Source organism: Sphaerochaeta sp. S2 (assembly GCF_016406725.1).
GTDB lineage: Bacteria > Spirochaetota > Spirochaetia > Sphaerochaetales > Sphaerochaetaceae > Sphaerochaeta.
In genome coordinates this window covers 1-12,720 of the sequence record NZ_JAEKNT010000488.1, presented here as the reverse complement: position 1 = coordinate 12,720, position 12,720 = coordinate 1, and the positions used below count along the sequence as shown (strand labels likewise).

Here is a 12,720-nt window from a genome sequence, read left to right as displayed (position 1 = left end):
CAGCATTATCCCTTCCCAATGAGAGTAAAAATGGAAATCAATCTGGATAAGGTTGCAAACGATTCCTTATTGGTTTAAGATTGGAATCTGAAAAAATCTGGTTGGATTTTTTTTTGTTCGCGCAAAGGGTAGCCCACTCAGGGTTACATCAAATACTGTTATTATGGAGTGTCAAAATGGGTAACAAAAAAAGGGTTACTATTGACGGAAACACCGCTGCCGCGCATATTGCCTATGCCTTCAGTGAAGTAGCCGCAATCTATCCGATCACCCCGTCCTCCCCGATGGGAGAGTTCGCGGATTCTTGGTCCAGTACCGGGCGTAAGAACCTTTGGGGAAAGACGGTAGAAATCATGGAGATGCAGTCTGAGGCTGGTGCGGCTGGTGCCGTTCATGGTGCTCTCGCTGCTGGTGCTTTGACCACCACGTTTACTGCAAGCCAGGGATTGCTTCTGATGATCCCGAATATGCACAAGATCGCTGGTGAGATGACACCAACCGTCTTCCACGTGTCTGCAAGATCTCTTGCTGCACAGTCTCTCTCAATCTTTGGTGACCACTCCGACGTCATGTCCTGCCGCAATACCGGCTTTGCCATGACCTGTGCAAACAATGTACAGGAGACCATGGACATGGCCTTGGTCGCACACTTGGCTACACTTGAGTCCCAGGTTCCCTTCCTCAGCTTCTTTGATGGTTTCAGAACTTCACACGAGTTGCAGAAGGTCGAGGAAATTTCTTATGAAGACATCAAGCCGTTGATCAAGGAAGAGTACATTCGCCGCTTCCGTGAAAGAGCAATGCGCCCGGAACAGCCAAGGCTGAAGGTTGCAGCACAGAACGAAGACGTCTACTTCCAGGGTCGTGAGACGGTCAACAAGTACTACGATGTACTGCCAGAGATGGTCCAGAAGTACATGGATGAAGTCGAGAAGCTTACCGGTAGGGCATACCACCTCTTCGACTATGTTGGTGCAGAAGATGCAACTGATGTAGTGGTTATCATGGGTTCCGGTGCCGATACCATGGAGTGGGCCAGCGATTACATCAACAAGAAGGGTGGCAAGACCGGTGTTCTCAAGGTTCGCCTCTATCGCCCGTTCAGTGCAAAGCACTTCCTGGAAGCTCTTCCCTCTTCTGTGAAGCGTATTGCAGTTCTTGATCGCACCAAGGAGCCTGGCTCCCTCGGTGAGCCCCTCTACCAGGATATCATCACTGCTCTCAGCCAGATGGATAAGAGCGATATCAAGGTATACGGTGGCCGATACGGTCTTTCCAGCAAGGACTTCACTCCTTCCCACGCAAAGGCTGTCTTTGATCACCTTGCAGGCAAGGCCTTCCACAACTTCACCGTTGGTATCAATGACGATGTAACCAAGAGATCTATTCCTGTACAGGATATGATTGACGTTTCTCCTGAGGGTGTGGTTTCCTGCATGTTCTGGGGTCTTGGCTCTGACGGTACCGTTGGTGCAAACAAGAACTCGATCAAGATCATTGGTGACAACACCGATCTTAATGCTCAGGCATACTTCTCTTACGATTCGAAGAAGAGCGGCGGTATCACCGTCAGCCACCTTCGCTTTGGTAAGGGCCAGCTGACCATGCCGTGGTTGATCGACCATGCTGACTTTGTCGCATGTCACAACCCTGCCTACATCGGTCGCTATGATATGCTTACTCCTCTCAAGAAGGGTGGTGTGTTCTTGCTCAATAGCCAGATCCCATCTGATGAGATTTTTGAGCACTTGACTCGCGAAATGCAGGAACAGATCATCGAGAAGAAGATCCGTTTCTACAACATCAATGCACTTGAGATTGCAGAGAAAGCAGGTCTTGGTACCCGTATCAATACCGTTATGCAGGCTGCATTCTTCAAGATCAGTCAGGTTCTTCCTGAGACTGAAGCCATCGATCTGGTCAAGCAGTACATCAAGAAGACCTTCCTTAAGAAGGGCGAAGATATCGTTAAGAAGAACTGGGCAGCAGTTGATGGTGCCAGTGAGGCTCTTCATGAGGTTGCTATTCCTGAGAAGATCACCAAGAGCTATGATCCTGCTCGCTTGATCCCTGAGGATGCTGACGACTTCGCAAAGGACATCATGGAACCCATCATGCACCTCAAGGGCAATGATATTCCTGTTTCCAAGATGTCTTTCGATGGAAGCTTGCCTACCGCTACTGCAAAGTTCGAGAAGCGTGGTGTTGCTCCCTTCGTTCCCCACTGGATTGCTGAGAATTGTATTCAGTGTAACCAGTGTGTACAGTCCTGCCCACACGCAGCAATCAGGGCAAAGCAGATTGAACCCAAGCATCTCGAGGGTGCTCCAGAAACCTTCAAGACGCTGAAGTCCAACACCAAGAACGAGAAGGATCTCCAGTTCAAGATTCAGGTGTACACCGAAGATTGTCAGGGTTGTGGTGTCTGTATTGAGACCTGCCCGAGTAAGGAGAAGTCCCTTGTATTCAGTCCAATCGCAACCGAGCGTGAAGCTGGTGAGATTGCAAATGCAGAGTTCTTCGAAGATCTTCCCTACGATGTGCTTGATGGTACCAAGGAAACCACGGTCAAGGGTCTGCAGTTCAAGCAGCCACTCTTCGAGTTCAGTGGTGCTTGTGCCGGATGTGGTGAGACTCCTTACGTCAAGATGGTCTCCCAGATTTGCGGCGATCGCATGATTGTTGCAAATGCAACTGGTTGTTCTTCCATCTACAGTGGTACCTTCCCAACCACTCCCTACACTGTCCGCCAGAGTGACGGCCAGGGTCCTTCCTGGGGCAATAGCCTCTTCGAGGACAATGCAGAGTATGGTCTGGGTATGCGCCTTGCTGTCGATTCCAACCGCGAGCAGCTGAAGATCTACATCGACCAGCTCCTTGCAATGGGAACCACCGATGCGCTCAAGAGTGCCATCGAGAAGTCCCTTGAGCTTTGGGATGAGTCATCCGATGCCGCAAACGATGCACAGAAGGCTGTTAAGGCAGCACTTCCTGAAGCAATCGCTGCTGCAAAGAGTGATGAGGAGAAGGCCGTACTCGCCAAGATTGACGAGTTGAAGGACTACTTCGCTGACAAGGTTGTCTTCATCATAGGTGGAGATGGATGGGCCTATGATATCGGTTACGGTGGTGTTGACCACGTTGTTGCCTCCGGCAGAAACGTCAACATCCTGGTACTCGATACCGAGGTATACTCCAACACCGGTGGACAGGCTTCCAAGGCAACTCCGATTGCAGCTGTTGCGAAGTTCGCAAACGCTGGTAAGGAGATTGGCAAGAAGAACATGGGCTTCATGTGCATGACCTACGGACATGCTTATGTTGCATCCATCGCTCTTGGTTCCAACCGCTTGCATGCCCAGAAGGCTTTGCAGGAAGCAGTTGCTTGGAAAGGTCCTTCGATCATCTTCTGTTACTCCCCGTGTATCAACCACGGCATGAACATGCGTTTCAGCCAGGTTGAGGAGAAGAAGGCAGTGGAAGCTGGCTACTGGCCGCTTTACCGCTTCAACCCCGCACTCGAGGAAGGCAAGAGATTCAGCTGGGATACCAAGGCAGCTACTGGTTCCTACCAGGAGTTCATCAAGGGTGAGGTTCGCTACACTTCGTTGTACAAGACCAATCCTGAGAATGCTGAGGCACTCTTCGCCAAGGCCGAGGAAGATGCAAAGAAGCGCATGAGCTTCCTTGAGAAACTTGGTCCGTTGATGTAAGTATCATTGATACAACTATTAACGAGGGCTGCCGAAAGGCAGCCCTCTTCTTGGTAGAAATATTTGCTTCAATGATTTATAACTGCTATGTAAAAATCTAAACCCTGAAATAGAATTGGCAAATAAAGAATGTATTAGCTGATTCTAATAAGTGAATCTTTCCACTCTTGAGGAATATCATTGATATCCATTACAGAGAGTGACAAATTTGATTGCGTTTGTACGAGTTCAATAGATATGTTGGGATCCAACTGCCACATAGCACCTGTCATAGGATCGATGATAACCATTCCAAGGACACCGCCTATTAAAAGATTTCCCCAATACCAACCATCAATAGAACTCGTTAGAGTATAGATAGAGGGTTCATACCCATCCTTTTCAAATTTGATTGTGTATGTAGCTTTGGAAAAGAAACCATCCCCTGCTTCAAGCGTAACATTGGCTGGAGTATTTCCTACAAATACAACCCGGTTGGACTTGTCAGTTATTGTGATTTTGGCATTCTGTGGTTCACTTGAGATAGTGACAGGATATTTGCTATCGCTGACAACAGTAGCGCAACTGGTGAGTAGAGCCAAAAAAACGACGATGGACATTGCGAGTGTAATTTTTTTCATGAGACCTTCCTTTACAGAAACTTCTAATGGTTCTGTTATCAAACAAGGATATCTAACAGACTCGTTTTTCGATATTCTCCAAGAATGGGAGGAAAAAGAGTAACTTGAGCCTTAAATCTCCAAACGGATTGTCTTATGATACAGTTATGGAAGCATACCGGATTACCCTTACCCCAGAAGACAGCATCAATGAAGCGCTTGCGCGATTTCCTGAAGATGGGAAACCACTCATTATCACCCTTGAGAAAGGAATCTACCGTGAGAAAGTGGTCATTGACCGCGAGAACGTCACCCTTGTTGGCGCTGGACGTGATAAGACACGGATTAGTTTCAGCGATGCTGCACGGACAGATATGATGGGAACCTTTGCCTCTGCAACCTGCACGGTAAAGGAAGCGAATTTCAGGGCGGAACATCTGACGTTTGCCAATGATTTCGATTATCCTTCCTTTCGCTATCTTGTGGAGCAGGACCCAGGAAAGGTGAAGGGATTGCAGGCTGTTGCCTTCAGAACCACCGATAGTGCTGATTCCACCATCTTGGAGGATTGTGCTTTCTTCGGATACCAGGATACATTGCTGCTCGATGAGGGTACGCACCTACTCAACCAATGCCAGATTGAAGGAAACATCGATTTCATCTTTGGGGGTGGCCTTGCTCTTTTTAGCGATTGTACAATTCTCTCCAATGGACAGGGGTATGTTACCGCTCCCTCAACCCCTGGTGACCAATTGGGCTTCTGTTTCCACCGATGCCGGTTCCTCAGGAAAGAAGGAGTCCCAGATTATTCAGTGTATCTTGGTAGGCCCTGGCATCCAAAGGCCGATCCTACGATAGAATCCTTCACGCTTTTGGTAGAGTGCTATCTGGATAAACACATCCATGACTCAGGCTGGACTGAGATGCATGCTTTCCCTCCAGAGGGTGGGGAAGTGATCTTCACACCAGAGCAATCACGGTTCTATGAGTCTGCTTGTACTGGACCTGGATCCTCTACTGAGCGTGACAATCTTGGTAAAAGTGAAGCTGTCTCCTTGGTCAAGGCAATTGAATCACTAGTATAAGTCTTTGTTATTTGAGAAATTGTGTATTTCTCTCTTGTGAAGGCATAGAAAACTCTTGTATATAAGAAATTTTTGCTGATATCCAAAAAAAACCAAGATTAACCAAAAAAATTTGCATGTACGACTCCCAAAGGCCGTGTGAAACTGGATACAGAGAAAATCCACTAGGAGGGTTCTATGAAAAAGTTTACGGCTATCATGTGCTTGGCACTCGCTCTGGTTACTCCCGTTTTTGCCCAAGGACAGGCAGAGGCTGGAGCCATTGAAATCGGATGTGCAATCTACAAGTTTGACGACACCTTCATGACCGGTGTTCGTAACGCAATCGTCGCTGCAGCAGCAGAGACTGATGCAAAGGTCGAGGTTGTTGACTCCATGAACATCCAGGCTACTCAGAATGAGAAAGTCGACCTGTTCATCACCAAAGGTATGGATGCAATGCAGATCAACCCTGTTGACCGCACCGCTGCTGGAGTCATCATCGACAAGGCCAAGAAGGCTGACATCCCTGTAGTATTCTTCAACCGCGAGCCTTTGGCTGAAGATATGGCTAAATGGGACAAGATTTACTACGTGGGAGCCCGTGCAGAAGAGTCCGGTACCATGAGTGGTCAGTTGGTTGTTGATTACTGGAAAGCCAACCCCAAGATGGACAAGAATGGCGACGGAGTCCTGCAGTATGTAATGCTGAAAGGCGAACCCGGACACCAGGATGCAGAGCTGAGAACCGAATATTCGATCAAGGCATTGCAGGATGCAGGTATCAAGGTTGAGAAACTTGCTGAAGATACCGGCATGTGGGACCGTGTAAAGGGTCAGGAAAAGATGGCTGCTTTTATCGCCAGCCAGGGTGATGCAATTGAAGCAGTGTTTGCAAACAATGACGACATGGCCCTTGGTGCAATCGAAGCCCTCAAGGCTGCCGGTTACTTCAAGGATGGCAAGTTCATGCCCGTCGTTGGTGTTGATGCAACGGCTCCTGCATTGCAGGCACTCGAGGAAGGCACCCTGCTCGGTACCGTACTCAATGATGCAGTCAACCAGGGTCGTGCAACCTTTGCTCTTTCCTATGAACTTGCAAAGGGTAATACCCCCACCGATGCTTCCATTGGTTACACCATTACCGATGGCAAGTATGTATGGGTTCCTTACCAGATGGTTACCAAGGAGAATTATCAGCAGTTCAAGTAAGTGCTGAGATGTAGTACATACCCTCCGGGTTGCAACGTCACTCGGAGGGTTTTTTCAAGAAAACTACACCCCCGATCCAAATCGGGGAGGCGAGGGAAGTCATGTATGTACTAGAAATGAACCATGTCTCCAAATCGTTTCCTGGAGTCAAGGCTCTGGACGATGTCACCCTGAAGGTAAAGCCTGGGACGGTACACGCTCTGATGGGCGAGAACGGAGCAGGAAAATCCACGTTGATGAAGTGCCTCTTTGGGCTTTACTCCATGGATGAGGGAGAAATTCGCTTCAACGGAGAGCCGGTTGCAATCAACAACGTAAAGGAAGCACTTTCCTTGGGTATTTCCATGATCCACCAGGAACTTCATCTCATCCCCTACCGCTCTGTGATGGAGAATATCTGGTTGGGAAGGTTCCCGAGAATTGGGGGATCCAAGAGTCCTGTGGTTGACCACCAGACCATGTTTGAAAGGACCGATCAATTGCTGAAAGATCTGAATCTTAGCAGCATAACACCGACTGACTTACTACGGACCTTGAGTGTCTCCAAGGCACAAAGTGTTGAGATAGCAAAGGCAGTCTCCTATGATTCGAAAATTATCATCATGGATGAGCCAAGCTCATCGTTGACGGAGAATGAGGTGGAACATCTGTTTGCCATCATACGTTCTCTTCGTCAGCGTGGAGTTGCCATCATCTATATTTCCCATAAGATGGAGGAGATCCTCAAGATCTCTGATGAAGTGACCATCATGCGTGACGGGCACTATGTAGGAACCTGGGAAGCAGGTGAACTTACCACGGCAACCATCATCAAAAGGATGGTGGGCCGTGATCTTACTCATCGGTTCCCGTCCGGAGAAAGCAAGATTGGTAAGGAGTTGCTCCGCGTTGATAACTATACCTCCCCAAATCCGAGGAGTTTCAAGCAGGTATCCCTGACACTGCATGAGGGAGAAATCTTGGGACTCGGGGGCCTTGTTGGTGCCCAGAGAACCGAGGTGATGGAGGCAGTCTTTGGACTAAGGCTCCATAATGAAGGGTCTCTGTACGTGAGGGGAAAGGAAGTAACGATCAACAATTCCTATGATGCCAAGAAGTATGGTATGGCCTTGTTGACCGAAGAGAGGCGAGCTACCGGTATTTTCCCTGTCCTGTCTGTCCAGGACAACCTGGTGATAGCAAATATCAGGGCATATCGGGACAAGAGCGGATTGCTCAGCTCGGCTAAAATGGCTGCAGATACAAAGAAAAGCATCAAGGATCTCGATATAAAGACTCCCTCAGCTAGAACTTTGATAAAGAGCCTGAGCGGAGGAAACCAGCAGAAGGTGCTCTTCGCCCGTTGGTTGCTCACCGTACCAGATATTCTCATCTTGGATGAGCCAACCAGGGGTATCGATGTGGGCGCCAAGTATGAGATTTATGTCATCATGCGAGAGCTGGCAGCACAGGGCAAGGGTGTGATCATGATCAGCAGTGAGATGCCTGAGCTCTTGGGTATGACCGATAGGGTCGTGGTTATGAGTGAGGGGCGTGTCGCCGGTACGGTGAACAGTAAAGAGACAAACCAGGAACAGGTAATGGAACTGGCGACAAAGTATGTCGGGTAGGAGGGTGAAGCAAATGCGTACGCAAGCGATAGGTAGTTTCCTCTTTGGTAAAAAGAGTTTGAAAGAGTTTGTGATGGACAAGGCAATCTTCCTCGTCCTGCTTATGTTGGTTATTGTGATCGCCATCATCAATCCCCGTATTCTGAGAGTACAGGTACTCAGGGATATCCTGATGATGAGCTCGACCAAGATCATCATGGCCCTCGGTATGATGTTCGTAATCCTCACCGGTGGCGTTGACCTTGGCGGAGGGCGTATGGTTGGTATGGCAGCGGTAATCTCTGCCTCCATGCTCCAAACCTCTGATTACGTCAGGCGTTTCTATCCTGACTTGGGTCAGGTCCCCTTGCTCCTTCCCATTCTGTTGGCAGTTATTGTAGGTACTCTCTTTGGTATGATGAACGGAATGATTGTGGCAAAGTTCAAGGTACCGGCCTTCATTGCCACGCTCTCGTCGATGTTGATCATCTACGGAGTCAACTCAATCTATTTCAATATGCCACCGAACAACAGCCAGCCCATCGGCGGACTTCGCCCTGATTTCACCTATCTTGGGTCTGGGTCCATCGGGTTCATACCAGTGATTGTCATATTCGCCGCCATTGTGTCGATTATCGTCTGGTTCATACTCAACAAGACAGTCTTTGGAAAGAATGTGTATGCAGTAGGTGGAAATCCGGAGGCTGCTGCGGTTTCCGGTATCAACATCACCAAGACCTTGGTTGGGTTGTTCGGTGTCTGTGGTTTCCTGATCTCTCTCTCAGGTGTACTTGAAGCTGCAAGAACCGGAGGAGCAACCAACAACTACGGAAATGGCTATGAGCTTGATGCCATTGCAAGTTGTGTTGTTGGTGGTGTATCGACAACTGGAGGAGTAGGAACAGTCAGTGGCGTTATTGCCGGTGTCATTATCTTCAGTTTCATCAACTATGGTCTGACGTTTGTTGGGGTGAACCCCTACTGGCAGAATATCATCAAGGGAATCATCATTGTATCGGCGGTTTCCTTTGATATCAGGAAGTACGTACAGAAGAAATAGTCGAAAGTATTCTACGCATCTGAGGCAGGGTAACACCTGCCTCTTATTTTTTTATTGGAATGTCTGGAAGAGTAGGTGCTGGTGCTCTTCGCTGAACATGGACTCCTTGGTCACGAGTGCAAAGTCCACCAGTTTATGGGCTGGCTTTTTGCCCTCCAAGAGTTCTACTGCTGAGAGGACACTGCGATACCCCAGGTTGAATGAGTTTACGACAACCAAGGCATCGATTACCTCAGCCTCAAGAAGTTGTATCTCATGCTGGGTATTACCAAAGGCAATGAAGTGAATCTCATGCTTTGGAGAAAGGGCCGCAGCAACACCGTGAGCGGTATACTCCTCCAAGGCAAATACCAGGTTGATCGAGGGATCAGCTTCGATTGCATTTGCAGCAGTATCGCGTGCCAATATCTCTGAAGAGAAGCTGTAAGCAATCGTGTTGATGTGTGCATTTTCCCTTTGCTGGAACGTTGACTCAAGGGAACCGATAAGATCTCTCATGTTGGTGGTATTCGGCAAGGAGCCGATGATCAGGGCATTGATGGGTTCTTCCTCACCGAAGTGGCTGAAGGCGTGTTCAGCAACTTGCTCTCCGATCAATTGGTAATCAGCGGTGATGAGGAAATCCGGGTCTACCTGTAAGAGCCCGGTGTCTGCCAGTACCACCTTGATACCGGCGGATCGAGCTTTGCTCACCACTTGCTCCAGTTGTGTATGATGGCTCGGGGAGAGGATGATTGCATCGAATCCTTGTTCGATTGCTTCCTCTACGAAGGCTACCTGGCCAGCGTAATCTGATTCATTGACCGGGGCAAAGAACTCCAGGACCGCCCCTGTTGCCAGTCTTGCACTACGTGCCCCATTCTTCAGCGCCCCCCAGAATTCTCCTCCCTGCATCATGGTAATCACAGCTATACGGTAAGGCGTATCGGGATCCTGCTGCTTTCTGGAACAGCCAGAGAGTAGGAGCAAGGGAATCAACAGGAGAAGGATAGTTCGTTTCATCGATGTACCACCTTGATTGGTTGTATGGGATCCTGTTCAGGGATGACCAGCCTTACCAGTGTTCCCTCATCCAGTTCGCTGGATATCTCCAGACCATAGTCCGACCCATAGTACAGTTGGATTCTCTGATGCACATTCCTTACCCCAATTCCGGCACCATTCTTCTGAGAGGGACTGGACATGCTGAGTATGGTATTGAGCCTCTGCTCATCCATACCAACTCCGTTGTCCCTGATCTCGATGATTACAGCTCCTGGTTTCTTCTTGAACACCTTGATATCGACATATCCCATTTCCTGCAGGTACTTGATGCCATGATAGATGGCATTCTCCACGATTGGCTGGATGATCAACTTGATGGTAGGGAGGTTCTCGACACCTGGTTCCATATCGATGGAGAACTGGAATTTGTCTCGGTAACGGATCTGCTGGATGATGAGATAGTTTCTCACATGCTCCAACTCCTCCCCAAGGGTAATGATATCCCTGCCCTTGCTGATCGAAATCCTGAAGAGTCTTGCCAGTGCAGTCACCATGGTAATGACACCATTTGTATCATTTTGTTCAGCCATCCAGACCACTGAGTCCAGGGTATTGTAAAGGAAGTGTGGATTGATCTTTGCCTGGAGGGCATCAAGCTCGAACTTGCGTTTCATCTCCTGGCTCTTGACGATATCATCCATCAGTTGCCTGATACGTTGCACCATCACGGCAAATGTCTGGCTGAGCGCTGCAACCTCCTGGTTTCCTCCAACGGTTGGTGGAGAGGAGAAGTCACCACGTTCCACACTGTTCATCAACCTTTCCAGTTCCTTGATCGGTCGGCTGATATAGGCAGAAGCAGTACGGGCGATGAGGATGGTGGTGATGATACAGAAGGCAAGGATGATGAACATAACGGTGGTGTACTGGTCGAGCCCTGCCATCAATTCATCCATGTATGCTACCCCGACTATTCTCCATCGGGCGTTGTTCACGGTATCTATGATGACCAGGCGTTCCCTTCCTTCAAATGTATTGGTGAAGGTTCCGAATATGTGTTCCTGGACTGACTCCAGGTCTTCGTTGAACAGGTCTGAGTTGATCAATTGTTGGAAGGGGTGGTACACGATTTTCCCATTATTGTCTATGAAGTAGACATACCCGGTGGACCCGAGTTTTGCACTCTGGCAAAGCTCACTTACCGCCCAGAAATTCATATCAATAAGGAGCAGCCCTTGGCTGAGCTCTCCCTGTTTGTTGGTGTAGCTGATCTGTTGGCTATAGGTGATGACCCATGGATAACTGGAGGTGAACAGCTGTTGTACATGAGGGCCGGTGAAGTAGAAGTTTCCTTCTCCTCCGATCGCCCTTGTAAACCAAGGCTGGCCAATGATCTCCTCTGTTGGCCGGCGCGGGGCATCGCTGGTGGAGAGCAGAGTCTCCCCTTCAAGGTCAAAGAGGACAAGGCAGACAATATCCTGGCGGCTGTCAACGATGGACCGTAGGCGATTTTCAATCTCTTCCCTGGGAAGTCTATTGGTCTGTTTTGCAAGATCGCGGGCATAGGTGGCGATGGTGAGAATGTCATTGGTGTAGTAACTCAGATTGGCATTTACCTGCCGAACAATCTCTCTTGTTGAGACGGTTGCATTCTCCCTGATCTGGGATGAGAACTGGCTGTAGAGGATTGCAGAGATCAGGAGCGTGAAGGAGATGGAGACTACCGCAATAGCAAAGGTCAGGAGAGTCATGATGGAGTACGGTTGCCTCTCTCTTTTCATCGGTTAGCCTGTCTGTACTGGCTGGGAGACACCCCAACATGTCGCTTGAAACTAAAGCTGAAGTAGTTGGGTTCGGAGAACCCGACTGCCTGGGCAATTTCATAGGTTTTTCCTTCAGTCTTGAGCAACAACTCTTTTGCACGGTCCATACGCATTGCAGTCAGGTATTGTACGAAGCTCAATCCAACTTCTTTCTTGAAGGTGGAACTGAAGTAGGATGGACTGACCCCGATCATCTCACAGATTTCCTCAAGGCCGAAGCCAGACTCAGTGAAGTGTTTGGTTATGAGGGATTTTGCCTTCCCTATGAACTGGATGTGTGAGTTCTCTCTTTGCCCGGCTATCTTCTCCCGGATTTCCAGACAGAGATGGGTGAACCAACGGCGTGCTTTTCCCAGGGTGGTAAGCGAGGCAAGCTCTGCAAAGAGGTTCCTTCCTTCTTCCTCTGAGAAGGTGAAGATGGTATGTCCATAACTATGAGCCAGATCCTGGAGCGAGACGGCCAAGGAGAGGACGAGTTCCTGAATCTGGATAAGACTGAGGGAAGCGAGGGCCTCTCCAAACAGAAAGGAGACTGCTTCACTTACCTGTTGGTCATTTCCTGTTTTACAGAAAGTACTACATTGGCTTGCAGTTCCTGGAGGACTCCGGGTTGCTCTTCAGGGGACTCACTTTCCAGATCGCTGATAAACAAGAGAGACTGCTCAGGGTAACACGA

9 protein-coding genes are annotated in these 12,720 nt (G+C 48.9%); 5 read left to right on the top strand and 4 right to left on the bottom strand.

Going from position 1 to position 12,720, the window contains the following annotated elements; genetic code table 11:
• Positions 1-176: 176 nt before the first annotated feature.
• Complete coding sequence (nifJ, locus tag JF818_RS14285; RefSeq protein WP_198892649.1) at positions 177-3,713, top strand: pyruvate:ferredoxin (flavodoxin) oxidoreductase; 3,537 nt, start codon at positions 177-179, stop codon at positions 3,711-3,713.
• Between the two features lie 134 nt (positions 3,714-3,847).
• Here nifJ and JF818_RS14280 read toward each other — a convergent pair whose 3' ends face one another.
• Entirely contained in the window at positions 3,848-4,333 is a 486-nt protein-coding gene (locus JF818_RS14280) for a PEGA domain-containing protein (protein WP_198892648.1), read from the bottom strand.
• A gap of 146 nt (positions 4,334-4,479) precedes the next feature.
• On the opposite strand from JF818_RS14280, the gene JF818_RS14275 reads away from it, so the two are divergent.
• From JF818_RS14275 to mglC, 4 genes are all read left to right on the top strand, one after another.
• Positions 4,480-5,397, top strand: coding sequence for a pectinesterase family protein (locus JF818_RS14275; protein ID WP_198892647.1), 918 nt, complete (start codon positions 4,480-4,482; stop codon positions 5,395-5,397).
• A gap of 177 nt (positions 5,398-5,574) precedes the next feature.
• The gene (locus tag JF818_RS14270) at positions 5,575-6,588 is read left to right on the top strand and encodes a galactose ABC transporter substrate-binding protein (protein WP_198892646.1); all 1,014 of its coding nucleotides are present in this window, start codon (positions 5,575-5,577) and stop codon (positions 6,586-6,588) included.
• Between the two features lie 101 nt (positions 6,589-6,689).
• Positions 6,690-8,198, top strand: a complete 1,509-nt coding sequence (locus JF818_RS14265; RefSeq protein WP_198892645.1) for a sugar ABC transporter ATP-binding protein — start codon at positions 6,690-6,692, stop codon at positions 8,196-8,198.
• Between the two features lie 13 nt (positions 8,199-8,211).
• On the top strand, positions 8,212-9,237 hold the full coding sequence (mglC, locus tag JF818_RS14260) for a galactose/methyl galactoside ABC transporter permease MglC (RefSeq protein ID WP_198892644.1): 1,026 nt from the start codon (positions 8,212-8,214) through the stop codon (positions 9,235-9,237).
• Positions 9,238-9,288: 51 nt separating this feature from the next.
• Here mglC and JF818_RS14255 read toward each other — a convergent pair whose 3' ends face one another.
• The 3 genes from JF818_RS14255 to JF818_RS14245 are packed head-to-tail and all read right to left on the bottom strand — an operon-like array spanning position 9,289 to position 12,508.
• On the bottom strand, positions 9,289-10,239 hold the full coding sequence (locus JF818_RS14255) for a substrate-binding domain-containing protein (protein ID WP_198892643.1): 951 nt from the start codon (positions 10,237-10,239) through the stop codon (positions 9,289-9,291).
• Positions 10,236-12,002 (bottom strand): sensor histidine kinase, encoded by a 1,767-nt coding sequence (locus JF818_RS14250; protein WP_198892642.1) that lies wholly within the window; start codon positions 12,000-12,002, stop codon positions 10,236-10,238. The genes JF818_RS14255 and JF818_RS14250 overlap by 4 nt, the downstream gene beginning before the upstream one ends.
• Positions 11,999-12,508 carry a helix-turn-helix transcriptional regulator gene (locus tag JF818_RS14245; protein ID WP_198892641.1) on the bottom strand — a complete coding sequence of 170 codons (510 nt, stop codon included), beginning with the start codon at positions 12,506-12,508 and terminating at the stop codon, positions 11,999-12,001. The genes JF818_RS14250 and JF818_RS14245 overlap by 4 nt, the downstream gene beginning before the upstream one ends.
• Positions 12,509-12,720: the final 212 nt, after the last annotated feature.